Here is a 25,317-nt window from a genome sequence, read left to right on the forward strand (position 1 = left end):
ACAGTCAGGGAACTGAGGTTAATCCCAGCCGTTTGCAGAACAATCAAAAATCCTAAGACAGTTAGAACATAGCCGATCAGGGAGGACAATGCTTCGCGAGTCCCACGATCTAACCCGAAGCGAGTTAGCACCCGACGCTTAATCACGTCCTGAAGTTTACGAGATATATATAAGGTAACGATAGCCATCACTATGAGTTGGACTATCATAATCAGAGACAACTCTTGGGTGCCCAGCTGAAACAGCTTGGTGGTAAACACCTTTAAGACGATGTTCCAGACTTTGCTCAGCCATTCAAAAACCAACTTCATAATTCAGTTATTTATTAGTCAATCAAATTGTCAGCTATCAGCTATCAGCTATCAGCTATCAGCTATCAGCTATCAGCTGTTAAGTTTAATATAATTAAAGCACTTAAGAGCTAATTTATAAAGTGATTAATCTTAGGGTGGGCAGTGCCTACCAACGCGCTTTGCAAGCTTCATTATCTGTCTGGTGCACTGCCCACCCTACATGAACCAAGCTGATTGAGAATGGTGCAAGATGTGAGTAAGAGCTAATTTATAAAGTAAATCTTAAGTGCTCAAATCCCTTGACAGATATGGATTTCAGGTAAGAGGGGGCAAACGATGGCGAACTCCTGAAACCATTGCAACGCAATAGTTATAGCCCCTAGAAGCGTGAACTAAGAGTGAAGGTCTTGAATTCTGAGGGTAATTGCGTGTAGAAGGCTAGGGTCAATCTGCTTGCTCCAAGTCCAACGGAAGCATGGGTAGAAAAACTCGCTAATTTGAGGGACATATCCCAGTACAAATGCTTTCTTTGCGCCTAGATCATATTTTGGACACAAGTAGAGACACTCTACCTAGGAGCGATACTAAGGTAGATGGGGAAGTATTAGGCTGGTTTAGTTCACATTTAGTTCACATTTTTTTCATATTTTTTTCATAAATAGCCGATTATTTTCACATTTTGACCATTATTTCACATTTACTTCATAATCTAGTTCAGAAAAGCTAATTAGGGGTTTGAGCACTCAGAAATTTAGAGGCTCAATGATGTTAAATAAAGAAGAAAAGACTATCCCCTATCACTTAAAAACAATACTCTTAGCAAGATCGTTATATAAATTCCCACCAATTAACCGATGTTAATGTTGATTTTTTATGTAGGAAATGACCTTTATGCCCTGGATAGTTCTCAGGTCGTGGAGGTAATTCCCAGAGTCAGCCTCCGAAAAATACACCAAGCTCCTGACTATGTGGCTGGTTTGTTTAACTACCGAGGTGCAATTGTGCCAGTCATCGATCTGTGCCATTTAATTCAAGGTACTCCCAGCCGCTCCCACTTAAGCACGCGGATTATAATGGTCAATTACGTTGCTAAGAATAATACTCATTACTGCTTCGGTTTGATGTCAGAACGAATCACAGAAACCTTAAAGAAACCAGATACTGAGTTGGTCGATGCCGGAGTTCAAATGAATGACGCTCCTTATTTAGGAGAAATGATTATGGATGAAAAAGGCATGATCCAACGAATCCGGCTAGAGTATTTGTTATCGGAGTCCCAACAGATATACTTATTACCTCCTAGCCAAAGCCTAGGCAATTCCCGGTAATCTCCGGGAACTGTCAGCTAGGATGCAGACTAAGGTGCGATTTGTTCCTACGTTGTTTTGGTCATGATACCCGGGAGTGACCTCCAGCTCCCGGCTCTATCGCTAACTATTAAAACAAAGGCAAATGTGTAGTTAGCCCAACAAGCCATTACAACCTTGTCAAGGAAAACATTACCAGTTTTGAGGCATTTAACAATGCAAAATTACGTACTTGTTATTGACACAAACAAACGACCACTAAACCCGATTTCCCCAAAGAAGGCTCGTCGGTTACTAGACAAAGGTAAGGCGGCGGTTTTTAGGATGTATCCCTTCACGATCATATTAAAAACTGCGATCTATAATCCAGTGGTATTACCATGTCACATTAAAATTGATCCTGGTAGCAAGACAACTGGATTTGCCTTAGTCCAAAACAATCAGGTGATCTGGGGAATGGAATTAGAGCACAGAGGAGAATTGATCAAGAAAAAACTAGAGTCTAGAAAGGCTGTAAGGCGCGGAAGACGTAATCGTCACACCCGTTACAGAAAACCAAGATTCCTTAACCGTAGACGAAAAGACGGCTGGCTCCCACCTAGTTTAGAACACAGGATTTTGACTATTCAGACTTGGGTAAAACGATTGATAAAATTTTGCCCGGTCAATGAGATTTGGGTCGAAAGAGTTAAGTTTGACACTCAAAAAATGCCAAACCCTGAAATTAATGGCATTCAGTACCAGCAAGGAGAGCTAGCTGGCTATGAAGTTAGAGAGTACTTGCTAGAGAAATGGGGAAGAGAATGCACCTATTGTGGCAAGCAGTCCATCCCGTTACAAATTGAACATATTCACCCAAAATCTAAAGGGGGAAGTAATTCGGCAAAGCCGACGCTACGCGAACGAGTAAGTAATCTCTGCTTAGCCTGTGAAAAATGTAATCAACGGAAAGGTAATAAATCTATAGAAGATTTTCTGAAAAAGAAACCAAATTTACTTCAGAAAATCAAAACTAAAGCCAAGCAACCATTACCGGATGCAGCAGCGGTGAATACGACTCGCAACAAGTTAGTGAAGGTACTTCGATCAATCAAGCTTGTGGTCACAGGAACGGGAGCGCAAACCAAATACAACCGGACGAAACTAGGACTGCCTAAGCAGCACTGGATTGATGCCGCTTGTGTTGGGGATATTGAGACCTTGGTCTTGAGAACCTCTCAACCCCTGTTAGTCACTTGCAAGGGACCCGGAGGAAGACAGAAAGCAGCACTTAACAAATACGGTTACCCCATCAGACACAACCCATTGAAACCAATCAAAGGCGCTTGTTACTGGGGACATAGCCAAGCATAAAAAACTAGGAATAGGCAAAGTTACCCCTAGAAGCAAAGGAAGCTTTGGATTCACCCCGCTAGGAACCAAGGGCTACAAAAGTTGCAAATCTCAAGATATATCAGCAATACACCGAAAAGATGGATACACTTAGGGACTTGCATGTAAAAAAAATACCAATTAAAGTAGGGTGGGCAAAGTTATCTTATCTATAAGACTCATTTGAACCAAAATGTTTTTGCCCACCCTACAAGCTAAAATCTGGTATTTTATTTTTTGGCTACTCCCTTACAGGTTTTGCTAGTACATGCCGGATTTTACCAGGAAATAATAGTCCTAGGCATGACTGGAGCAGAAAATCAAAAACTACCAACTAACTAACAACTAAGAACTAATAGTAATGATTCAGGCGACTATCGAGGCTTTGCTGAGAAAGAAAATCGGTTTGGATGGCAGTACTATTGGGTCTAGACAGATTGCTAGAGCGATAGAAACCAGAAGATTGGCTTGTGGCTTACCGGATCAGCAAACGTATCTGCAGCAACTGCAAACCTCACCTCAAGAACTCGAAGCACTGATTGAAACGGTCGTTGTCCTAGAGACTTGGTTTTTCCGGGACAGAAAACCCTTTGCGTTTCTGAGTCGTTACGTCATATCTGAGTGGTTGCCCAAACCCAACCACCCCATCCTGCGGGTGTTAAGTATACCCTGTTCTACTGGAGAAGAACCTTACTCCATTGCTATGACCTTGCTGGATGCGGGTTTGACTCCTAATCAGTTTCGGGTCGATGCCATTGATATCAACAAGGAAGCATTGCGCAAAGCTCGACGTGCTCTCTACAGCAGGAATTCCTTTCGGGGCAACCAGCTACAGCAACGAAAACGCTATTTTAAGCAAACAGCAGATGGTTATGAATTATGTCAGTTGGTGCGGAATACGGTTAATTTCAAGCATGGTAACATCCTAGAGCCCTTGGGCAAGCCTCAGAGCAACTATGACATTATATTCTGCCGCAATTTATTGATTTATTTAGATAAATCTGCCCGCTTCCGTGCTATAGAACTCTTAGATCGCTTATTAATGCCTAAAGGTTTGCTGTTTGTGGGGTCTGCTGAAACAGGAGTAATAACTACCAATCGATTTGTGTCCGTTCGCTATCCCTTTGCTTTTGCCTATCAGAAGGTGAAACATCTTGGAGAAGGCCAGACCAGGGACTCTCAACAGGGGCGCAGGAGAAATTGGGAAACCTCATCGTCACTCCCGACTCATAAGTCCCCAGTGACGCTGATCCATTCTCTGTATCCAATACAGGAAAAGCACAAGGGGCAAAACCAGGAAGACCAAACAACATCATCTTCCCCTTCTGCCCTGGTTAATCGACAGTCTAAAGCAATCAAACAGTCCTGTTTACAAAGGGAGCTTGAAAAGGGACAAGAATCCTTGCTTGAAAAAGCCAGGAGATTAGCCAATCAAGGAAGTTTGGAGCAAGCGGCTACACTGTGCCAAACTTACCTAAGTCAAAATTTGACTAGTGCTGAGGCTTATGTATTACTCGGAGAAGTCCATCAGGGCTTGGGCAATGACGAGCAGGCTGAGCAATGCTTCCAGAAAGCGGTTTACCTGAAACCGAATTCCTACGAAGCACTCTTTCATCTGGCTTTACTTCAAGAAAATCGTGGGGAGCTGGCTAAAGCTACAGTAATCCGACAGCGAATTAAACGACTACAAAACCTGAAGAGTTAATAGCAACGGGGGCTATCTGGAATTAAATGAAAATTGCAACTAAACTACTAGGTCTACTAATCTTCTCTGGTTTGACCATACTTTTAGGGGGGGGAATTAGCTGGATAGGACTGTCAAAGTTAGCGAATGAAATCGGTAAGATAGCTGAAGAGGATCTCCCCCTAATCCAGCACATGACGGAAATGCAAGAAAGTCAACTTGCTCAGGGGGTTAATTTTGAACGGGCGTTTCGATTTAATTACCGATATACAGAAAGCGCCAGTGCCAGAAACATTTTTACTCAAGCGAGAGCGGAGTTCAACCGACGGGATGGATTAGTGCATGACGCTCTTATAAAAGTTGATAACATCGTCAAACGTGAAATCCAAAAAGCGTTAAGTAAAGAGCAAAAAGAAGGCTGGTCAGATTTGAAATCTGAATTAGATTCATATAACACAATGCATGATCGTTATGGTGATCAATCTCAGCAAGCGTTTAGGTTAATTGTTAGCAATCAACCTGAACAAGCTGAATTGGCGGCAGAACGGATGCAAGAGTCCCGAGAAGAACTTAAAGCAGAAATGAGGAGTCTCTTGCGGCAAGCCATTACATTATCTCAAAACTATGCGAATATTGCTAAAGAAGACCAACAACGTACAATCAAAATCGTACTGATTGCTTTCATTTTAATCATTGGGGCTACTCTAGGTTTTGGAATTTTTGTCACCCGCGATATTGTTAATTCCTTAAACAAAGCAGTAGATCTAGCAGAAGAGGTTTCCGCTGGTAATCTGAGTACCAAGGTGGAAATTACCTCAACGGATGAGATTGGACAATTACTGGCATCTCTGAAAAAGATGACTGAAAACCTCAATTCATTGATCTATAAGGTGCAACAGTCTGGGATCCAAATGACTAGCTCCACTACCCAAATTGCTGCCTCTGGTAAGCAATTAGAAGCAACCATGACCGAACAATTAGCCTCCACCAACGAGGTGACAACCACAGCTCAAGAAATTGCCAATACCTCTGGGCAATTAGTGAAAACTATGGAGCAAGTCGCTCAGCTGTCTCAAATTACTGCTGATAGCGCTAGCCATGGTCAACAAGACCTGATGCGTATGGAAAATACCATGCGTCACTTAGCCAATGCTACTAGTTCTATTTCTACCAAACTGGGGGTGATGAATGAAAAAGCCAATAATATCAGTAGCGTTGTCACCACTATTACTAAAGTAGCCGATCAGACTAATTTACTATCCCTCAACGCTGCCATTGAAGCGGAGAAAGCGGGAGAGTATGGGGCTGGATTTGCGGTTGTGGCTCGGGAAATTCGGCGGCTGGCAGACCAAACGGCAGTAGCTACCTTAGAAATTGAGACCATGGTAAAAGAGATGCAATCTGCTGTGTCAACTGGGGTGATGGAAATGGATAAATTTAGCAAAGATGTCAGTACTAGTGTCGAAAATGTCGGCAAGATTAGTGAACAAATTGCTAAAGTGATTGAGCAAGTGCAGAGCCTGATTCCCCGGTTTGAGATGGTGAATCAAAGTGTGGAAGACCAATCGAAAAGTGCTCAACAAATCAGCGAGGCGATGGTTCAATTAAGCGAAGCATCACAACAAACGGCTGACTCTCTAAGAGATACTAATCATGCTTTGGAACGATTGGATGATACTGCCCAAGGATTACAAACAGAAGTTTCGGTGTTCCAAGTTTAGAAAAGCCGAGTAGTAGGGTTGTAAGCGAGACACTGCAAGCATATTTTATGTGTCATAGTAACTCTAATGTTATTTAAAATAGTTTATTTTGAAATAATTGTGAAGTGATTAACCGGACTTGAAATAATTTTTATTATGGGCAATGAACCGAACATGATATAATCCCTATGATTTCCAGAAAGGGACTAAACTAATTTAGGTTTTACCAGTCTTAAGTCAACCAGTATAAATTCCAGACTATCCCGAGATGTTTACAAAAATTAATCACAGAATTTTCTTAGGAGCTTCAATACCCATTATTTGTCTGATTGGATTAGGGTCAATTTTCTATTCAAGCGCTATGAGAACCTTTGAATTTGAATCTCAAATTGCGACGACTTCTTCAACCCTAGGACAGAGAGGCTGTCCAATAGAAGTCAACCTGATCGCTCATGGGCTTACGAAAATGGTGCGGAGTGTCCGAGCCTATGTTATTTCTCCTGCAGAGGTAAGTTATAAGCAATCCTATCAAGAAGGCTATCAAAATTTTCGTCAATATAGTTCAGCGCTCAAGGAGCAAACTCAAGACACTATACAACGACAACTTTTGGATAATTACATTGCAGAAGGGGAGAAAATACATCAACTATCTCAACAGGTTTTCCGACTTGTAGATTCAGGCAAGATTACCGAAGCTACTGCTTTAGTTAAGTCAATTAATGCTGAAAATGTTGATAATAACAGGGTGCAGATGATCCAACGGGCAGAAGCTCTCATGAGGGAAGGGGTCAGACAATTCCAGGAACAACAGCGCTGGCTAATGAATGTGGTTTTGGTTGGCACTACATTATCGATAATACTGACTATCCTTATGGGTATATGGGTTACTTTGCCCCTACGAAGCAAGATAACTAGATTGCTAGGAGCAACAGAAAGGCTCTCTGCTGGGGATTTAACCCAGGCAATTGAAGTCTCTAAAGATCAAGATGAGATTGGACAAGTACTTGGTGCCTTGCAGACCATGACTGAAAACCTCAATTCATTAATCTATAAGGTGCAACAGTCTGGTATCCAAATGACTAGCTCCACTACCCAAATTGCTGCCTCTGGTAAGCAATTAGAAGCAACCATGACCGAACAATTAGCCTCCACCAACGAGGTGACAACCACAGCTCAAGAAATTGCCAATACCTCTGGGGAATTAGTGAAAACTATGGAGCAAGTCGCTCAGCTGTCTCAAATTACTGCTGATGCTGCTAGCTATGGTCAACAAGACCTGATGCGTATGGAAAGTACCATGCGTCACTTAGCCAATGCTACTAGTTCTATTTCTGCGAAACTGGGGGTGATGAATGAAAAAGCCAATAATATCAGTAGCGTTGTCACCACTATTACTAAAGTGGCCGATCAGACTAATTTACTATCCCTCAACGCTGCCATTGAAGCGGAGAAAGCGGGAGAGTATGGGGCGGGTTTTGCGGTTGTGGCTCGGGAAATTCGGCGGCTAGCTGACCAAACGGCAGTAGCTACCCTAGAAATTGAGACCATGGTAAAAGAGATGCAAGCGGCGGTGTCAACTGGGGTGATGGAAATGGATAAATTTAGCAAAGATGTCAGTACTAGTGTCGAAAATGTCGGCAAGATTAGTGAACAAATTGCTAAAGTGATTGAGCAAGTGCAGAGCCTAACTCCCCGGTTTGAGATGGTGAATCAAAGTGTGGAAGACCAATCGAAAAGTGCTCAACAAATCAGCGAGGCGATGGTGCAATTAAGCGAAGCATCACAACAAACGGCTGATTCTCTAAGAGATACTAATCATGCTTTGGAACGATTGGATAATACTGCCCAAGGATTACAAACAGAAGTTTCGGCGTTCCAAGTTTAGAAGTAAGCCGTCAGCCTTGGCCTTGGCCAAAAGGCCACGCTACGCGAATGGCCACGCTACTTGAGGTGCCTTCAGCTTTTTAATCACGGAAAACTGGCTCTGCCGAACTTACTATGTCAAACTCAAAACCTTCAACGATAACTATCCCGTGATTTTCTACCTCAATATCCTAAACTAACGGTCAATAGCGGTGCGACCCCGCGCTTTCGTGGGAGCGCTAGGGAATTCGCACCAAGAGGTTGACATTACCTAGCCAATCAAGAATGAAGGATGAAATTGGAATTGGAGGGATAGTATTGGAAATACTGTATCTTCCTAGAAGACTATCGTAAATATAGCGTTGATCAACTGTTCATTAACTAAGGAAATTACTCAATTATATTTAGATAATATCCAATTTTTTAATTATTAATTTTCGATGCTTAAACTAGCATAATAATTTTTGTTTATAAACTATACTAAAAAAAAACATAATGTCAATTTATACAAGTAATAAACCAAGTTTTAACGATTGTTGGAACCAAATCGGAGTGACAGGCGATCGCTCCTGCCCAGAACTAAAAACCTTCATTCATTGCCGCAACTGTCCGGTTTATTCTTTAGCAGGGCGCGGCTTGCTTGAACGTGAACCGCCTCCAGGTTACATTAATGAATGGACTAACTTACTGGTTTCCCAATCTGTCCCACAAGGTGAAAGTGCTCTGACACAACTAGGGGAAACCATATCCGTAATTATCTTTCGGCTAGGAGTAGAATGGTTGGCATTGTCGGCAAAGTTATTCAAAGAAGTAACCCAGCCTTGTGTTATCCACACCATCCCCCACCGCAGCAACGAGATATTACTGGGAATCGTGAATATTCGTGGGGAAATCCTAATGTGCGTTTCCCTCAGCAATCTCCTGGGTTTGGAAGATAATCCTGCTAACTCAGGTTCCGAGCAATCCAAAATCCAACAGCCCCTAACTCGAAAATCCAAAACGAATGTGAGTCCTGTCATGTATCAACGGATGGTGGTTGTGGAAATTGAGAGCAACCGATGGGTCTTTCCCGTTGATGAAATTTTTAGTGTTCAACGGTTTCATACTAATGAATTACTCGATGCACCAGCGGTTATTTCTAAAGCTACAGATACTTATACAAAATGGATAATTATCTGGCAGGATAAAAAGGTGAATTACTTGGACGATGAGTTATTGTTTTACACCCTCAATCGGAAGATTATGTAATCCAATGGGGTGATGGGGGTCAAGTGCTATCTATGTAGGTATTCAGGCGTCAGCTATCAGCTATGAGCTATCAGCTATCAGCTATCAGCTATGAGCTATCAGCTATCAGCTATCAGCTATCAGCTATCAGCTATCAGCTATCAGCTTTGGGTCTATGGCCACGCTACTTGAGGTGCGAACAGCTTTTGAATAAAATAAACTGACGGCTGACCGCTGACCGCTGACCGCTGAATGCTTAAAAAATATCATAAATCCAAACTCTAAACTCTAAAATCCTATGACAGACAGCGGACAAGATATGAGCAATTTCTCCATGTTGGATTTATTCCGCATGGAGGTGGAAAGCCAAGCAACGATATTAAATGACAATTTATTGGCTCTGGAAAGTAATCCTTCCTCCAGCCAAGAACTGGAATCCCTAATGCGTGCAGCCCATTCCATTAAAGGTGCTGCCCGGATTGTCCAAATTGATGCTGCCGTTAACATCGCTCATACTATGGAGGATTGCTTTGTGGCAGCTATGAATAAAACCATTACCCTCAAGGCAGATCACATTGATGTCTTGCTGCAAGGTGTCGATTTCCTCCAACAAATCAGCCAAGTTGATGAAGTGAATTTAGACCAATGGTTGTCTGAACATGGGCAAGCCATTGAAGGTCAGAGTATTGCGATCGCTAAAATTCTCGCACCAGAATCTGCACCCTCCTCCCCACAACAGCCATCTCCATCTCCTGCCCCTAGTACCTCCGGGCCACAGAAGTCGGAAAAACTAAGCGCTATAGATGATCCTTCCGAAGTTTCCACTCTCGATACTACGAATACAGCCATAGAGACTCATCAGCAAACTGTTGATCAGCACCATCTAGATCAACAAAATATTGATCAGGTAGTAACTCACCAGGCTCAAACCGATTCTCCCCCTCAAGTACCTAGTCAGGAGTCTGACAAGACCACGATAGAGATTGAAAGTCAACCCTTGGAGCAGACTGTTAGCCACAAGCCTCAAACCCCAGTGGCTGCCAAAGACAATCAATCCTCATCTACCCCAAAAAATGATTTAACTGAGCAACCATCGATGGCTTTGGATAGTGCCAAAAAGCCGGAAGCTAAAGAGAGAGTTGTGCGAGTCAGTGCTGAAAACTTAAATAGCTTAATGGGTTTAGCTGGTGAATCCCTAGTGGAGGCGAATTGGCTACAACCGTTTGCTGATTCTTTGATGACCCTCAAGAAACATCAAATGGAATTATCGAAGATCCTGGAAAAATTACAGGATGCTTTAGCAATATCCCAGGTCAATCAAGTGGGGGAGGAATATCTGAAAGTCGCTCGACAAAAGGAACAGGAATGTCGAGAAATTTTAGGCGATCGCATGAGTGAACTGGAACTGTATGCTCGTCGCACTGCTAATCTTTCGGATCGTCTTTACCGAGAAGTGATTGCGTCTCATATGCGTCCTTTTGCTGATGGGGTACAGAGTTTTCCTCGGATGATTAGGGATATAGCCAGAAAGCTGAATAAACAAGTTAAATTAGACATTACTGGCAAATCTACGGCAGTAGATCGAGATATTTTACAGAAACTAGAAGCACCACTGACTCATATTTTGCGTAACTCTGTAGACCATGGTATTGAACCTCCCCAAGAGCGTGTAGCAATGGGGAAACCAGCCCAAGGCACAGTGCGACTGGAAGCTGTTCATCGTGGTGGGATGTTATCGATTACTGTTGCTGACGATGGCAAAGGCATAGATCCAGAGAAATTGCGGGAAAAAATTGTCCGCAAAAAAATGATCACCCCAGAGATGGCAAGCCAGCTAGCTGAACATGAGCTGATGGAGTTTCTATTTTTGCCGGGATTTTCTACTGCTAAGCAGGTAACCGAAATTTCTGGTCGTGGGGTTGGTTTAGATATTGCCAAGAGTATGGCACAAGAGGTAGGTGGCACCCTGCGAGCTACCTCTAAGCTAGGACAAGGAACGAGTTTCCACTTCCAATTGCCTCTGACTCTATCAGTTATTCGTACCCTATTAGTGGATATATATGGTGAACCTTATGCGTTTCCGCTAGCACGAATTGACCAAATTTTCATGGTAGATAAAAAAGAAATTTCTGTAGTAGAAAACCGGCAATATTTTACCCTTAATGATGAAAACATTGGACTGGTAGCTGCCCACCAAGTCTTGGAGTTAGATGACTCTTATATCAAATCTGAAACCCTACCAGTCGTGATCATCAGTGACCAATCGAATCGTTTTGGATTAGTAGTTGATAAATTTTTAGGTGAACGGGATTTGGTGGTTCGACCATTAGATCCGAGGCTGGGCAAAGTTCAGGATATCAATGCTGCTGCTTTGATGGGAGACGGTTCGCCGATTCTAATTGTGGATGTGTCAGATTTAGTGCGCTCCATTGATAATCTACTCAATAGCCGCCAGTTGAACCAAGTCAGTGCTGATACTGATGATACTGATATCCAACAGCGGAAACGAATTCTAGTAGTTGATGATTCCATTACCGTGCGGCAAATGGAACGTAAGTTACTGGAAAACCAAGGTTATGAGGTGGAAATAGCTGTTAATGGCATGGATGGTTGGAACGCTGTTCGTACCAACCCTTATGATTTAGTTATTAGTGATATTGATATGCCCCGCATGAACGGCATTGAGCTAGTCAGCCATATTAAAAGCCATGATAAATTAAAATCAATCCCTGTGATTATTATTTCCTATAAAGACCGGGAACAAGACCGTATTCAAGGTTTGGAAGCTGGCGCAGATTATTATCTAACCAAGAGTAGTTTCCATGATGATTCTTTGTTAAATGCCGTGATTGATTTAATTGGGGAGTAGGGATTATTAATTGGTTAGTTTGGATGGCTTGCTTGTTAATTGTAAATAGTCAACTTGGAATCCAAGCTTATTAATTAATAAGGTTTGATTAATAAGTGGGAAAAAACAAATGAATAAAATAGACTATAGCGTTGATCATACTTATGAGGTACATTCAATTTTCTTAGGCTTACTCCCGACTCCCGACTCCCGACTCCCGACTCCCGACTCCCGACTCCCGACTCCCTTATAAAAAAGTAATCAGCATTTTTATGACATGAAAATAGCAATTGTTAATGATTCAATGATGGCAGTAGAAACCCTGCGGCGTGTCTTGATGGGGGTTCAAGACTATCAAGTAGCTTGGGTGGCTAGTGATGGTGCCGAAGCTATTGCCAAATGTACCAAAGACCTCCCAGACTTAATTTTGATGAATTTGACCATGCCAGTAATAGATGGGGTTGAGGCAACTCGCCAGATCATGAAACATTGTCCCTGTGCGATTTTAGTGGTAACCGCTAGCATCCAGCAGAATTCATCGAAAGTATTTGAAGCCCTTGGATATGGAGCCTTAGATGCTGTCAGTCTGCCAGTTTTGGGCACTCGCGGTAACCCAGATGCTGCCCAGGAACTACTTACTAAAATTGCTACCATTGGTAAACTGATCGGAAAATCCACCCCAAATTCAAAATCCCCAGCCCGAAATTCCCAACTCCATCTTCCGCCGTTAATCGCAATTGGTGCTTCGACTGGAGGACCAAAGGCTCTAGCAACGATTCTCTCCAGCATACCAGCAAGTTTCAGTGCAGCAATTGTGATTGTCCAGCATGTGGATCTGCAGTTTGCTTCAGGATTAGTGCAGTGGTTGAATAATCAGACACCCTTGGTAGTCCAGCTAGCGTCTGACCGTAGCCGTCCAGAAGTAGGGAAAGTATTGATTGCTGGAACCAAAGACCACCTGTGTTTAACATCGAATTTGAGGTTAACCTACACCAGCAAACCCAGTAATTATCCCTACCGCCCCTCCGTGGATGTTTTTTTCAAAAGTTTAGCCGAGTACTGGAAGCGCAAGGGCACGGCTGTGTTGTTAACTGGCATGGGTAGAGATGGAGCTGAAGGGCTAAAACTGTTGCGCTCTAAAGGTTGGCATACTATTGCCCAAGATAAAAGCAGTTGCGTGGTTTATGGGATGCCGAAAGCAGCAGCAGAGTTGAAGGCGGCGGTGGAAATTTTGCCCCTAGACGCGATCGCACCTGCCCTAATCAAAGGATTCGCTTTTAAGCCTTAGGTAAATTCCTATAGCTCAATTCCAATATCATTTTTATTGCACAACATTGATCTCTTATAATAATTCTTAACAATAACTGACTATTAATCACAATTGGCATGACATAGTTTTCCCAGTTTGCCCAGAGTATTGAACAAAATTTGATAAACTGCTAAACAAATTAGCTAACCCCAAGTTATTTATCGATGCTGTACCTGATCTGATTGATAGCCGCTTAACCAAGCCCAATCAGATCGGGATATATTAGGATGTAACGGTACAATACGGACAAATATGTATCTTACTCCAACCGAAGCTCAAAAACGATATGGTTATAATCCCAAAACCCTAGCTAGATGGGCAGATGCAGGAAAAATCCAATGCATTAGGTCTCCTGGAGGTCACCGCCGCTATCTAGCTAGTTCCATAGATCGACTAATAGTTTGCGTTGACACTCGCCCTGTAGTCCTTTATGCCAGGGTTTCAACCAAGTCTCAATCGGAGGATCTAAATTCCCAGATTGAGTATTTGGGCAGGAACTACCCAAATTGCCGATGCTATTCAGAATATGGATCCGGATTGAACTTCAAACGCCGGAAATTTATTGGGCTAATGGAAAAAGTAGCGAACTCTGAAATCAAAACTATTGTCGTGGCTCACAAAGACAGACTGTGCAGATTTGGGTTCGATTTTGTCGAGTGGTTTTGCCATTTACATAACTGTCAAATAGTGGTGCTCAATAACACTTACAAGACCCCCCAGCAAGAGTTGATGGATGATTTTATGTCGATAATGCACTGCTTTAGTTCTAAGCTTTACTTTCTTCGTCGCTATGAAAAAGAAATTAAATCTACTGTCACCAAACTGGACAATACAGACAAAAAGCTATAAGATAGACACAAATAGCAAAGATCAAGCAATGACAGCAAAAGTAGGTATCAACAAAAAGATCTCAACTCAAGTCGTCCCGGTTGTCGGGATGGCAAAGTCGGTTGAGATTGAGCTGTTGTCTACGATGAAAAAGCTAGGAATCGTCAGGTCTGAGTCTTACCACAAACTAGGCAGCATAAAGCACTGGGGCTTAGACTGGAAAAAAGCTTACCCAGAAGTTAGAACTTTCAGAACTCCTGAGTCTCTGGGATTACCTTCAAAACTAATGGAATGGACTGTTAGTGATGTAGCGAAAGCTGTTAGGGCTCAACAGGCAGCTTGTGCTGATGCAGTAATCAAAAAAATTTACAAAAAGTTTCCTGGAAAAGATAACCAAAAGACAAGAAAAGAGTATGCCACGCAGCTGAAGACCTTAGCTCTTTTAGATAGTCCACTACTCCACAGGCTTGTAAGGATTGAGTTTCAGCGAGGACATTCTTGGGTCAAAAATCAGATAGTTTATCAGCAAGGAGGCTATAAGTGTAAGCGTATATCGCGAAACACCTACCAATTAGAAATAGCTGGACTCAGGAGAGGAAAAAGAAACAGGATATTAGTTAGGTCTAACCGAAAAATAAAAGGGCAAATCAGACTGATATACAACCAATTAGTGCAGCGCTTTGAAGTTCACTTCCTAGTTGACCATGGGAAAGTGTGTATCCCAGTTGACCGCCGCTCTGTTGGCGTAGATAAGGGATACACAGAAGCTTTCTTTGATTCAGAAGGGAAAGCTCATGGCAAAGGGTTGGGTAAGTTAGCGTCCAAGAAGTCAGATCGGATATGCGCTAAGAATCGGAACAGAGGAAAACTTTGGGCAATTCACAGGAAACTAGAAAAGATAGACCCGGCTAAGTCAGCTAGGATTTTAAAAAACAACCTTTCTAGGAAAACAGAGAACCGCCGTTATAGAAAAGACCAAACTGAAATATTATCAGTTATTGGTCAAGCCTCTAAGTCTTTATTTGGAGGAAAGGCATTAAAGGTTTTTGCAGAAGATTTAACACAACCAATTAAAAATAAGCGCCAGTCCAAGGCCATGTCTCGCAAGCTTAATAGCTGGATGAAAGGTCAAATGCGAGACTCTTTACAAAAATGGGCTGATTGGACTGGCTCCTTTGTAACAGAAGTCCAGCCGAGCTACAGGTCGCCAGTTGACTCCATAACTGGAACCCTATTAGGGAAAAGGAGTGGGGACAGCGAACCCATATTTAATGGGGTCGTGTTGCCGGCTGACTGCAATGCTGCTAAGAACATCTTGGATCGGGGTATAGACTTCGAAATTTCTCGGTACTCTTCTAGAGCCGAGGTTCAGGCAGTATTGTTGCGCCGTACCGCGCGTTTCTTAAAAGGTATGGGACTGAGTCTTGCTGATGCAGTTGAGCTTGGATGGCTTGACTCTAAGCATAGTAAGACTCGGGCTTTTAAGGAACTCCTGAACGGGATTTCAGGAGCGCCCAAATAGATGAGTGGGAGGCTTAACTCCGATTGCTGCTTGACCACTCCTCACTTGGGCAACAATAAAATTTACCTTAACCGATTTGTAGGGACTTGTCCTAATAATCCCGGTTTAAGAGTATCCCAAAGCTGGACAAGGACATTACAAATAAAATGGTGACCCAAGAGCCGATTAAAGTCCTACTTATCGATGATCAGCCCATGATCGGCGAAGCCATCCGCCGCATGTTGGCTCCGGAAAAGGATATTATCTTCCGCTATTGTCAGGATCCAACTCAAACCTTAAAAGTAGCTAAGGAGTACCAACCAACGGTCATTCTACAAGACTTGGTCATGCCGGAGATGGATGGCTTGTTGTTAGTGCGTTTTCTGCGCTCTAAGGATTCGCCGACTAGACCTATTCCCCTGATTGTACTCTCAAGTAAAGAAGAACCAGTAATTAAAGCCAAAGCCTTTGGATTTGGAGCAAATGATTACTTAGTAAAACTGCCAGATCGGGTAGAACTAATTGCTCGGATTCGTTACCATTCCAAAGCCTATCTTAACTTCCTGAAACGAACCGAAGCTGAAGAGCAGCTTAAAGCTGAAAATCTGCGCCAGTCAAAGTATATAAAACAGGTAGAAAAGGTAACAGTAGCAGCCGCCGCTGTGGAAAATGATACCTTTGAGCCTGAAAATCTGGAGGAAGTAGCTGCTCGGAGCGACGAGTTAGGACGACTAGCACGGGTTTTCCGGCAAATGGTTCAAACGGTAAAAGCCCGTGAGCAAGAATTGACTCAAGCCAATGAAACTCTGGAAACCCTAAAAAATTCCTTTGCTCGGTTTTTCCCATTTGAATATCTGAATTTTCTGCACAAAGACAATGTGATTCATGTCCAATTAGGCGACCACGTTAGTAAAGAAATGGCGGTGATGTTCAGTGATATTCGCTCCTTTACTACCATTTCTGAGAGTATGACACCAAAGGAAAACTTTGACTTCGTCAATGCCTATCTTAAGCGTGTTAGTCCTGAAATTCGCAATCACGATGGCTTTATTGTCAAATTTCTTGGGGATGGCATGATGGCAATTTTCCCTGATGGCGCTGATAATGCTGTCTGTGCTGGAATTGCCAAGCTCAAAAAAGTCCACCAATACAATCAAAAGCGTGAAGCCAACGGTTATTTACCGATTCAAGTAGGGATTGGTATCCACTATGGTCACATGATGGTGGGGATGGTTGGAGAGACATTCCGAATGCAGGGGGATGCTTTTTCTGATAATGTTAACTTGACCGCTCGTTTGGAAGGCTTGACCAAGTTCTATGGGGTTTCTTTCTTAATTTCCCAGCAAACCTTAGAGAAATTGAGCAATCCAAATCACTATCAAATTCGGTTTCTAGATCGAGCAATTGTTAAAGGTAGAAATGAACCCCTTGCCATCTATGAAGTGCTGGATGGTGAGACGGAGGCAGTTAGGGAATTGAAGTTAAAAACGCAACTGGAATTTGAACAAGGTTTAGAGTGTTATCGCACTCAAGGATTTGACAAGGCTTTAGAATATTTTAATCACGTGTTAATGGTGAATCCTTTGGATAAGACCGCTGCCTTATATATGGAGCGAATTAATCAGTTGATGGCCCAAGGGGTGCCACAGGATTGGGATGGAGTTTGGCGGTTTACCAAGAAGTAAGCTATCTGGATTAATGGGAGTAGGGAGTAGGGAGTAGGGAGTAGGGAGTAGCTGACAAGGGTAGGTTTTTTAGTTTGGAGATAGGTAATAGGTAATAGGTAATAGGTAATAGGTAATGGGTAATGGGTAATGGGTAATGGGTAATGGGTGATGGGTAATAGGTAATGGGTAATAGGTAATGGGTAATAGGGGGAGCATGTCACTTATGCCTAATATTTGTACATTATCTATAGCCCCCTCATGGGTAATTGCTTGCTCTAATGGTACATAGTTCATCTGTTCGGCAACTAAGACCGGCTCCCTAACAGGATTTTTGTTGTTTTGTCAAGTAGTTCATTTGTTCGGGAAATTTGACCTGCTCCCATCATGTTTAATCGATTTTAGGAGTTTTTAGGTGATTCGGCAACACTATCATTGATTGCATTTTTGCTCTTGATTTTAAGCTGATATCACCTAATTTTTCAGATACTTATCGAGCTGGAAAAACTCAATCAATTCCTCAAAATTGGTGTCATTAGCGGTAGGAGTTGAGAATTCAATAGCTTTAATTATGGCTGGATTCAAATACTTAAAAACATCATGGGTTAAAACTGCAATTGCTTCGGCGGTAAACCCTTTAAGTTCACGAGCCAATCTAGCCATTCGTCCCTTAGCAAAATTGACTTGAAAGCGAGTCCTTTTCAGCAGCCGTTGTCTAAGATTTTCATAAATAGTTTGTTTATCGATAGCTTCGGAATCAGGAATATCTTGATTCAAAATTATGGGGATAATATCAGGATTTTCTTCTAGAAATAGCAGACTGCCTTCCTCGTTAAATGCTTCAATCCCTTCCATTCCCAAAGTGCCTAAATCAGCCAAAGCAATAATCCGAGCTACCAGAGATAGGTTTTTATCAGAAGAGTAGAGGTCAGGCTGGTAAATTGTATTGTCTGAAGTATCATAGCAACAAATGGTAGCGTTAATGGCTTCTGTAATGATTTGTAAATCTGAATTGGTAAACAAGGTCAGATGGTTAGGAGTTTGCTTACTTATCCATTCATTCTGATTTTTGATGTAATCCAAAAGCTTAGTAATTGTAGCAGCTTCGCTCACACCACTTTCTCGCCGTCTAGACGTATGGGGTTGGATTTGAGGGAGAAACTCTTGCACCATATCGTGAGCAATGGCGCACAGATCGATTAACTGTTTGATTCTGCTCAGATAGTCTGGTGCTATATCATTGTCCAGACCGGCTTCCCAATCGGGTCTGATGGCTTGGAAAATCCGATCAGCTCTACGCTGAACTCCATTAACATGGTCACAAGTATGATAGTAAAGCTGTTTTCGCTCCGTTTCTTTTTCCATTTCCAACAGAGCAAAGGTTTTCACCCTAGTGACTGCTTCCACAAAGGAGCTAGGAAGCTGATCTGACTCATCAATTGAGGGGTGTGATAGATACTGATTATCCTGATTACGTTGATTCATGATAACTATCGGTTTTAAATACCAAAAATTGATTTAATACGTTTGCGAACTGCGGCGAAAGGAGTTTCGTCTTGCTCTGTGGAACTGACGGTTATTCCTAAGCGTTCCAATGTCTCTTGACGTTTGGATAATTCTTCAGAAATTCGGTCAGCTAATGCTTCGTGCTTAGCCAATAGACTTTGTAAATTGTCTCGATCCACCACAAACAGCATTGTCTCTTCTAGGGTACGAAGAGTAGCAGTACGGGGAGTACCCATCAGCAGAGACATCTCCCCGATAAACTCCCCAGACTTACGGGTAGCGACTCGTTTTCCAATGGATTCCACGAACACTTCCACTGTTCCAGATAGGATAATATAAAATGAGTCCCCTGGATCGTTTTCCCGACAGATGGTTTGGTCAGCTGGGAGAGTTTTCCGATAGCCCTCCTCAATGATATGTCGCAGTTCCATATCGCTACAGTTTTTAAAATAACTTACTTGCCGCAATAGATCCGCCAGCTTCCAGGTATAAGGGGATTCAGACTTGGGTTTGGGTTTGTCTGGAGCTGATTGGTTGTGGATTGAGGAGGAGCCATTAGTCACCCCGGGGGTTTGTAATTGTCGAAACAGGGACACTAAGGTTTCTGGATTGTGCATACGCAAGCTTAGCTCAGGGCGGCCGGGTTCGATTTGGCGCGATCGCAATTCCGTATCAATCAGATAATACAAAGCGCTTTTAATTGCTTCGATCTCTGCTGGTTGATCGATCCAAACCAAAAGCTCAAAATCCATTCCTTCCTCTCCATAGCCCTTGAACCAAACCTGGGGAGAGGGAGAGGATAAAACGCGGGGTTCTTGGCGGGCAGCCGCTAACAGCAGCTCTGTGACGACAAGGGAATCCAATTCATCGGGAAAGTTCATGGGAATTTGGAGACGACTCGTCGGGTCTTGGTAGCTCCAGTTTATGACATTATTTTGGACAAAACTGTTATTCGGAATAATCACACAAACGTTGTGGATGGTTCGTACTACTGTAGAGCGAATCGATATTTTTTCCACAGTTCCTGACAGATTATCTATTTCTATATAGTCTCCCACTTTAATCGGTTGATCCAGCAGGATAGTCAGACCACTGATAAAATTGCTTGCTAGATCTTGTAGTCCAATTCCAAAGCCAATACCGAGAGCACCAGCAAAGATCGCTAAGGAACTTAGGTTAATCCCCGAGGTTTGCAGAACAATTAAAAACCCTAAGATGGTTAGAATGTAACCGATAATAGAAGCGAGGGCTTCGCGAGTACCCCGATCCATCCTGAAACGGCTCAGTAACCAATGTTTAATCAGAGTCTTGATGGTACGGGATATAATAATAGCGATGATACATAAAAACAGGAATTTGCCTAAGAAACTCAGAGAAAAGGCTTGGTCACCAAATTCAAATAGCTTGGCGGTAAATACCTTAGAGATGGCATTCCAGATTTTCTGTAGCGGTGTAATAATCCAAGTCATCAGAAGTTTTTAAAAGGGAACAGGGGAAGAGTGTGGGGCTCACAGGGGTAGGTTTTTTACTTTGGAGATAGGTAATAGGTAATAGGTAATAGGTAATAGGTAATAGGTAATGGGTAATGGGTAATGGGGAATGGCTGCTCGCCTTCAGATGCTTGGGGTTTGGTGGGCAAATGTACAAGGTTTGACCAATTGATCAGTTATCATCGACCAATGCCCACCCTACTGCTCGCCTTGGGGTTTGGTGGGCAAATGTACAAGGTTTGACCAATTGATCAGTTATCATCGACCAATGCCCACCCAACTACAAGAGCGATCGCACTATTTTATCAAAATCCACTGATTGTGGTGTTTGGTGGGCAAATTCTAAACGGAAGTGCGATCGCATTCGGAGCGGGTAGGGTGGGCAAATACTAAAACGGAAGGCAATTTCATCTCTAACCCAAGACCATTTGCCCACCAAACAACTAAACGGAAGTGCGATCGCATTCGGAGCGGGTAGGGTGGGCAAATACTAAACCGAAGGCAATTTCATCTCGAACCCAAGACCATTTGCCCACCAAACAAGATCAGCGATTGGCCTACGGCCACGCTACTGAATGCTTACTTTGTGCCATAGCCTGAGTATTGGCGCATAGAAGGTGGCTGAAACCCAATAACAATATCATTTTTGGGAACGTTCATATTAACCAGATCTTGACCAATATCCCATTCAGTATTGTTATTCTGAATCCAGATCTTGCTATTTTTAATCTGTAAATGAACTGAACAGCCATAAACTCTTTCTTTCTTGTCCCAGCCGATGGCCATTACTTGATAATGGTCGTTTTCCGTATCAAAAATGTTATGAATTTCCATGTCACCATGAGAGGGTTTGTAACTGGCATATTGATTCAGTAGTTGCTTGATTATACTGCGATAATTTTGAAGCTTTTCTAGGTTTTCCATGATACAATTACCTCATTATCAATGTCATAACTTAATAGTTTCAGTTGGTAATCTTGAATAACCATTTGAGGAAATTCCTTCTGAAAAAACCTTCGGTAGGTCGTATCGGGAACCGCCATAAATAATTGTCGTTCTGGATCTTTTACCTTTAACGCTACTCGATAGTTAATGAATTGACCAATGGCAAGGTGGAAGTCTGTAATTGAGGAGGGATTAATAAAACTTTTGATTTACCACTGCCTTCCGCTGACCATTTCTTTCTGCCGCTATTAGCTTTTCGGCACCCAGATCAATAAAAAATTCTACTCCGCCTACTTTCAAAAAAAACGGATCATCGGTAATTTGCCAACCATCTTTAATTAAGGCATTTTTGACAACATCATGAAATAAGTCTTTTGCCATTACTCTTGCTTCCTTGCATCACAGGACCTGTGGTATTTAAAGTGTTGGCGGAGGATAACGAATGAAGTAGGGGGTAAAGCGAGCATTCCGTAGGGTAGGGTCGGCAAATTCTGATAGCTTGGCAATTTCATCAGGATTCATGTTCATTTGCCCACCCTACTTTATCAGCGATTGGCCTACGGCCACGCTACGCTCCGGAAGCTAAGCTTCCGCTAAAAGCGATCGCACTGGCTATTTCTTCGGCGTTGTTACCTTGATTATATAGGCCAGCAATTCGGCGCACAGAGGTTCGAGTTCCTGCAATGACTGGACGATTACTATTGGAATCAGTTGTGATCAGTTTGCCAATGTCGGTAAGAGTTGCCAAGGGGTTTCGACCATAGATATGGGGGGTTTTTCCCTTATTTTAAAATATAGTGCGATCGCATGACCTAGGCTCGGGTGGCCAAATTCTGATAGCTTGGCAATTTCATCACCAAACCTGTCCATTTGCCCACCCTACTACTGATATAATTCCTCTTACGGCGGATTACATAACTATCAGGTACACATTGTTTCTCCTCTTCCCTGCTCCCTGCTCCCTGCTCCCTGTTCCCTGCTCCCTGTTCCCTGTTCCCTGTTCCCTGTTACCAGGCGTAGGGTGGGCAAATCATCAACCATTAACCAATTGAATTAAACTAAGCCAGTGAGTCACCTCACTGACTCGTCTCCAAAACCGTACGTGATACTTTCGCATCATACGGCTCCTCATCACAGGTACCCTGTCAATGGCACCTCTTTTAAAACGGGTTTTCATCTAACTCTGAAGAGTGGATTTTTGTTCCGTGTTTTTTGTCGTGACAATGTAGGTGTAGTAGTTCCAGATTTTCGTCCTTATTACTTCCACCTAGAGCGCGTGGTAATATGTGATGTGTTTCCATGTAATCTCCATCTCTAAAAGTGAGACCACAATGAGCGCATTTCCCTTCTTGCCGTTCTAAAAGCCTTCCCTTCCGAGTGGTCATCTCAGGATGCTCTCTCATTCTGGTGCTCCAGTATATTAGGTCTCCATCATAGGGACTTCTGATGTCTTGGACTTTTACATGCCTAATTATTTTTGTTTTGGCATGCTTGACGAGATATTTATCCTCATCCTTTTTGAAAGTCCATTTGTCTGAGCCGACAGTTCCCCAATATTTTCTGTTCACCCAAGTTTTGGATTTATTTGGATGTCTTCTATATCCCCATCTTCGTAGCTTATTCCATAACAAGTTGCCAATTTTGTTGTACGTGTCTGCACTACAAACTCCTCTGTAGTAGTTACACCATCCTCTTATAATTGGCTTTAGGTGGTCTATTAGTGCCTCCTGTGGAGCGGCTCTATGTCTGTCTATGACTTTTGAGAGTCGCTCATAATGCTTTAGAACCGCCTCATCTGATGGTTTTATGATGACTTTAAAACCTTTCTTCGAGTGATGTATTCCTACATTGTAGTGACGGATGTTAAACCCTAGGAAGTCGAATCCATCAAATGTATGAACGATTTTCGTTTTACTTGGTTTTAGCTCTAAGCCTATATCCTTTAACCATATATTGATAAACTCAAAACATTCTTCTACCACTTTCAGGTCTGGGTGGAAGATTACAAAATCGTCCGCATATCTTACTAGGTTTAAACCCCTTTTGAAGTGGGTTTTTCTCCCTTTTACGGAGTTGGCGTAATCCCATAATGCCTTTTCCATTCCGTGGAGGGCTATATTCGCTAAGAGTGGTGAGATTACTCCACCCTGAGGAGTACCCTCGTCTGTAGGTAAGAATGTTCCCTCGTCTATTACTCCGGCTTTTAACCAGGTTTTGATTAATCGCCTTAATGACGGGTAGGTATTTATTTTTGTTAAGAGCGCATCATGATTAATTTTGTCGAAGCATTTGGCAATATCTGCGTCGAGCACCCATTTGGTTAATCTCTTTGTATTGTCAAATATTGCTTCAATGGCATCGTGACATGAGCGTCCTGGTCTGAACCCATATGAATTGGGTTCAAATTTGGCTTCCCATTCAGGTTCTAATGCCTGTTTGACAAGTGCTTGTAATGCGCGGTCATACATTGTGGGAATACCCAGAGGGCGTTTTTCCTTCCGTCCGGGTTTAGGTATCCATACCCTTCTGGTTGGTTTAGCCTTCTTTGAGATTTTCAGGTTGGCTACTAAGGCGAGGCGTTGTTTCTGGGTCAGAGATTTAACCCCGTCTATTCCGGCAGTCTTTTTTCCTTTATTCTGTTGGGTTACCCGTCTGACCGCAATCATTTTGGCTGACCAGGATTTCATCAGAGTCTTTTGCAGTTTTCTTACCACGCGGACATCACCACGAACAGAGGCTCGGTATATTCGTTTTTGTAACTTAAACAGGGTCTTTTCTAGCTTTCGCCAGTTGACCTGGTTCCATTCCGACCGTGGGGCGAACCCCCGAGTTTTAGACTTGTTCATTACTACTTACAACCATACCTTTTCCTGTAACGTGAGTCCGTCAGCATATCCTAGACATTACTCTAGGCGTTGGCTTCTGACTCAATCTCGCCCCCATATGACTTGCGGCTAACTACCTACTCGATAATCGACCTTATCGAGAGTACATATGAGGGTTAATTCGTTCCTGATAACCATTCTGTGAACTTTTAGGGTGGTACTTTTCACCGGGAATTTTCGGGAAATCTTCAAATAATGATGAAACCATTTGAACCTTATTCCATTGACTTTTGTCTGTAGCGTGTCAAACCTTATTTCGCTACGTACATGTGACGATGATTCAGACGTACCTTTCTCTCGTACCCATGAGTTCTCTGCCTGTTACTAACACCGGTCAGGTTAAGGGTGCTTCACTGTTCGACCCTTGCATCAATCCATAGGTGTGTTATTTCCTATGAATCAGGGTAGGGCTGTCACTCGGATTTCACGAGGGGAGGTTTTTCACCTCCATGGTTATCAAGTTGTCTAGGTTCAGTTATCTGTCCTAGCGGTTATTTCCCCAATCCTTTGTAAGGTAAGGTTTCTAACCAACGAATCGCACTCACCAATCATGTCCATTTGCCCACCCTACAAGAGCGATCGCACTACGTACATGTGACGATGATTCAGACGTACCTTTCTCTCGTACCCATGAGTTCTCTGCCTGTTACTAACACCGGTCAGGTTAAGGGTGCTTCACTGTTCGACCCTTGCATCAATCCATAGGTGTGTTATTTCCTATGAATCAGGGTAGGGCTGTCACTCGGATTTCACGAGGGGAGGTTTTTCACCTCCATGGTTATCAAGTTGTCTAGGTTCAGTTATCTGTCCTAGCGGTTATTTCCCCAATCCTTTGTAAGGTAAGGTTTCTAACCAACGAATCGCACTCATCAATCATGTCCATTTGCCCACCCTAC

General features: G+C 42.8%; 20 protein-coding genes and 3 pseudogenes. 13 read left to right on the forward strand and 10 right to left on the reverse strand.

Translation table 11 applies throughout. The features are described from left to right. A pseudogene (locus F6K38_RS18195) lies at nucleotides 1-311 on the reverse strand (hypothetical protein); the annotation flags it as partial. 836 nt (nucleotides 312-1,147) lie between these two features. Between F6K38_RS18195 and F6K38_RS18200 the strand changes: the two are divergent. The 13 genes and pseudogenes from F6K38_RS18200 (at nucleotide 1,148) to F6K38_RS18260 (ending at nucleotide 17,616) form a co-directional block, all read left to right on the forward strand. After that, nucleotides 1,148-1,621, forward strand: a complete 474-nt coding sequence (locus F6K38_RS18200; RefSeq protein WP_044494127.1) for a chemotaxis protein CheW — start codon at nucleotides 1,148-1,150, stop codon at nucleotides 1,619-1,621. Nucleotides 1,622-1,816: 195 nt separating this feature from the next. After that, nucleotides 1,817-3,086, forward strand: a pseudogene (gene iscB / locus F6K38_RS18205) (RNA-guided endonuclease IscB). Nucleotides 3,087-3,332: 246 nt separating this feature from the next. Then, the gene (locus F6K38_RS18210; RefSeq protein WP_287313740.1) at nucleotides 3,333-4,676 is read left to right on the forward strand and encodes a CheR family methyltransferase; all 1,344 of its coding nucleotides are present in this window, start codon (nucleotides 3,333-3,335) and stop codon (nucleotides 4,674-4,676) included. 26 nt (nucleotides 4,677-4,702) lie between these two features. After that, nucleotides 4,703-6,376 carry a methyl-accepting chemotaxis protein gene (locus tag F6K38_RS18215; RefSeq protein WP_287313738.1) on the forward strand — a complete coding sequence of 558 codons (1,674 nt, stop codon included), beginning with the start codon at nucleotides 4,703-4,705 and terminating at the stop codon, nucleotides 6,374-6,376. A gap of 247 nt (nucleotides 6,377-6,623) precedes the next feature. Continuing rightward, entirely contained in the window at nucleotides 6,624-8,240 is a 1,617-nt protein-coding gene (locus F6K38_RS18220; RefSeq protein WP_287357096.1) for a methyl-accepting chemotaxis protein, read from the forward strand. Between the two features lie 473 nt (nucleotides 8,241-8,713). Beyond that, the gene (locus F6K38_RS18225; RefSeq protein WP_008187552.1) at nucleotides 8,714-9,466 is read left to right on the forward strand and encodes a chemotaxis protein CheW; all 753 of its coding nucleotides are present in this window, start codon (nucleotides 8,714-8,716) and stop codon (nucleotides 9,464-9,466) included. 62 nt (nucleotides 9,467-9,528) lie between these two features. Further along, complete coding sequence (locus F6K38_RS18230; RefSeq protein ID WP_008187554.1) at nucleotides 9,529-9,669, forward strand: hypothetical protein; 141 nt, start codon at nucleotides 9,529-9,531, stop codon at nucleotides 9,667-9,669. A gap of 74 nt (nucleotides 9,670-9,743) precedes the next feature. Next, nucleotides 9,744-12,314 (forward strand): response regulator, encoded by a 2,571-nt coding sequence (locus tag F6K38_RS18235; RefSeq protein WP_287357098.1) that lies wholly within the window; start codon nucleotides 9,744-9,746, stop codon nucleotides 12,312-12,314. A 109-nt stretch (nucleotides 12,315-12,423) separates the two neighbouring features. Then, on the forward strand, nucleotides 12,424-12,546 hold the full coding sequence (locus F6K38_RS18240) for a hypothetical protein (RefSeq protein WP_267872070.1): 123 nt from the start codon (nucleotides 12,424-12,426) through the stop codon (nucleotides 12,544-12,546). A 24-nt stretch (nucleotides 12,547-12,570) separates the two neighbouring features. Next, nucleotides 12,571-13,581 (forward strand): chemotaxis response regulator protein-glutamate methylesterase, encoded by a 1,011-nt coding sequence (locus tag F6K38_RS18245; RefSeq protein ID WP_008187558.1) that lies wholly within the window; start codon nucleotides 12,571-12,573, stop codon nucleotides 13,579-13,581. Between the two features lie 273 nt (nucleotides 13,582-13,854). After that, a complete protein-coding gene (locus F6K38_RS18250) occupies nucleotides 13,855-14,451 on the forward strand; it encodes an IS607 family transposase (protein WP_008187560.1) in 597 nt (198 codons plus the stop codon). 28 nt (nucleotides 14,452-14,479) lie between these two features. Continuing rightward, nucleotides 14,480-15,952 carry a transposase gene (locus tag F6K38_RS18255; RefSeq protein ID WP_287357100.1) on the forward strand — a complete coding sequence of 491 codons (1,473 nt, stop codon included), beginning with the start codon at nucleotides 14,480-14,482 and terminating at the stop codon, nucleotides 15,950-15,952. A gap of 146 nt (nucleotides 15,953-16,098) precedes the next feature. Beyond that, nucleotides 16,099-17,616: a response regulator gene (locus F6K38_RS18260; protein WP_008187565.1), complete on the forward strand. Its 1,518-nt coding sequence runs from the start codon at nucleotides 16,099-16,101 to the stop codon at nucleotides 17,614-17,616. A 69-nt stretch (nucleotides 17,617-17,685) separates the two neighbouring features. Here F6K38_RS18260 and F6K38_RS18265 read toward each other — a convergent pair whose 3' ends face one another. The 9 genes and pseudogenes from F6K38_RS18265 to ltrA form a co-directional block, all read right to left on the reverse strand. Beyond that, entirely contained in the window at nucleotides 17,686-17,892 is a 207-nt protein-coding gene (locus F6K38_RS18265; RefSeq protein ID WP_008187567.1) for a hypothetical protein, read from the reverse strand. 177 nt (nucleotides 17,893-18,069) lie between these two features. Next, nucleotides 18,070-19,080: a hypothetical protein gene (locus tag F6K38_RS18270; RefSeq protein WP_287357102.1), complete on the reverse strand. Its 1,011-nt coding sequence runs from the start codon at nucleotides 19,078-19,080 to the stop codon at nucleotides 18,070-18,072. 14 nt (nucleotides 19,081-19,094) lie between these two features. After that, nucleotides 19,095-20,570 (reverse strand): mechanosensitive ion channel domain-containing protein, encoded by a 1,476-nt coding sequence (locus F6K38_RS18275; RefSeq protein WP_287357103.1) that lies wholly within the window; start codon nucleotides 20,568-20,570, stop codon nucleotides 19,095-19,097. A gap of 301 nt (nucleotides 20,571-20,871) precedes the next feature. Then, entirely contained in the window at nucleotides 20,872-21,078 is a 207-nt protein-coding gene (locus tag F6K38_RS18280; RefSeq protein WP_287266737.1) for a hypothetical protein, read from the reverse strand. A gap of 92 nt (nucleotides 21,079-21,170) precedes the next feature. After that, nucleotides 21,171-21,515: a XisI protein gene (locus F6K38_RS18285; protein ID WP_287266739.1), complete on the reverse strand. Its 345-nt coding sequence runs from the start codon at nucleotides 21,513-21,515 to the stop codon at nucleotides 21,171-21,173. Beyond that, nucleotides 21,503-21,917, reverse strand: a pseudogene (locus F6K38_RS44265) (XisH family protein). Before F6K38_RS44265 ends, F6K38_RS18285 begins: the two are co-directional and overlap by 13 nt. Before the next feature lie 187 nt (nucleotides 21,918-22,104). Beyond that, nucleotides 22,105-22,284 (reverse strand): DUF433 domain-containing protein, encoded by a 180-nt coding sequence (locus tag F6K38_RS18295; RefSeq protein ID WP_287357105.1) that lies wholly within the window; start codon nucleotides 22,282-22,284, stop codon nucleotides 22,105-22,107. Next, complete coding sequence (locus tag F6K38_RS18300; protein ID WP_287357107.1) at nucleotides 22,254-22,406, reverse strand: hypothetical protein; 153 nt, start codon at nucleotides 22,404-22,406, stop codon at nucleotides 22,254-22,256. Before F6K38_RS18300 ends, F6K38_RS18295 begins: the two co-directional genes overlap by 31 nt. Nucleotides 22,407-22,696: 290 nt before the next feature. Then, nucleotides 22,697-24,382 (reverse strand): group II intron reverse transcriptase/maturase, encoded by a 1,686-nt coding sequence (gene ltrA / locus F6K38_RS18305; protein ID WP_353737197.1) that lies wholly within the window; start codon nucleotides 24,380-24,382, stop codon nucleotides 22,697-22,699. Nucleotides 24,383-25,317: the final 935 nt, after the last annotated feature.

Source organism: Moorena sp. SIO3B2, assembly GCF_010692525.1.
GTDB lineage: Bacteria > Cyanobacteriota > Cyanobacteriia > Cyanobacteriales > Coleofasciculaceae > Moorena > Moorena producens.

Excerpts from the sequence above, each read along its gene's own strand:
- ltrA (WP_353737197.1), bottom strand. The coding sequence starts at position 24,382 with ATGAACAAGTCTAAAACTCGGGGGTTCGCCCCACGGTCGGAATGGAAC.
- F6K38_RS18210 (WP_287313740.1), top strand. The coding sequence starts at position 3,333 with ATGATTCAGGCGACTATCGAGGCTTTGCTGAGAAAGAAAATCGGTTTG.
- F6K38_RS18300 (WP_287357107.1), bottom strand. The coding sequence starts at position 22,406 with ATGGACAGGTTTGGTGATGAAATTGCCAAGCTATCAGAATTTGGCCAC.
- F6K38_RS18235 (WP_287357098.1), top strand. The coding sequence starts at position 9,744 with ATGACAGACAGCGGACAAGATATGAGCAATTTCTCCATGTTGGATTTA.
- F6K38_RS18200 (WP_044494127.1), top strand. The coding sequence starts at position 1,148 with ATGTTAATGTTGATTTTTTATGTAGGAAATGACCTTTATGCCCTGGAT.
- F6K38_RS18270 (WP_287357102.1), bottom strand. The coding sequence starts at position 19,080 with ATGAATCAACGTAATCAGGATAATCAGTATCTATCACACCCCTCAATT.
- F6K38_RS18225 (WP_008187552.1), top strand. The coding sequence starts at position 8,714 with ATGTCAATTTATACAAGTAATAAACCAAGTTTTAACGATTGTTGGAAC.
- F6K38_RS18240 (WP_267872070.1), top strand. The coding sequence starts at position 12,424 with ATGAATAAAATAGACTATAGCGTTGATCATACTTATGAGGTACATTCA.
- F6K38_RS18220 (WP_287357096.1), top strand. The coding sequence starts at position 6,624 with ATGTTTACAAAAATTAATCACAGAATTTTCTTAGGAGCTTCAATACCC.
- F6K38_RS18245 (WP_008187558.1), top strand. The coding sequence starts at position 12,571 with ATGAAAATAGCAATTGTTAATGATTCAATGATGGCAGTAGAAACCCTG.
- F6K38_RS18260 (WP_008187565.1), top strand. The coding sequence starts at position 16,099 with ATGGTGACCCAAGAGCCGATTAAAGTCCTACTTATCGATGATCAGCCC.
- F6K38_RS18255 (WP_287357100.1), top strand. The coding sequence starts at position 14,480 with ATGACAGCAAAAGTAGGTATCAACAAAAAGATCTCAACTCAAGTCGTC.
- F6K38_RS18250 (WP_008187560.1), top strand. The coding sequence starts at position 13,855 with ATGTATCTTACTCCAACCGAAGCTCAAAAACGATATGGTTATAATCCC.
- F6K38_RS18285 (WP_287266739.1), bottom strand. The coding sequence starts at position 21,515 with ATGGAAAACCTAGAAAAGCTTCAAAATTATCGCAGTATAATCAAGCAA.
- F6K38_RS18215 (WP_287313738.1), top strand. The coding sequence starts at position 4,703 with ATGAAAATTGCAACTAAACTACTAGGTCTACTAATCTTCTCTGGTTTG.
- F6K38_RS18265 (WP_008187567.1), bottom strand. The coding sequence starts at position 17,892 with ATGAACTATGTACCATTAGAGCAAGCAATTACCCATGAGGGGGCTATA.
- F6K38_RS18275 (WP_287357103.1), bottom strand. The coding sequence starts at position 20,570 with ATGACTTGGATTATTACACCGCTACAGAAAATCTGGAATGCCATCTCT.
- F6K38_RS18230 (WP_008187554.1), top strand. The coding sequence starts at position 9,529 with ATGAGCTATCAGCTATCAGCTATCAGCTATGAGCTATCAGCTATCAGC.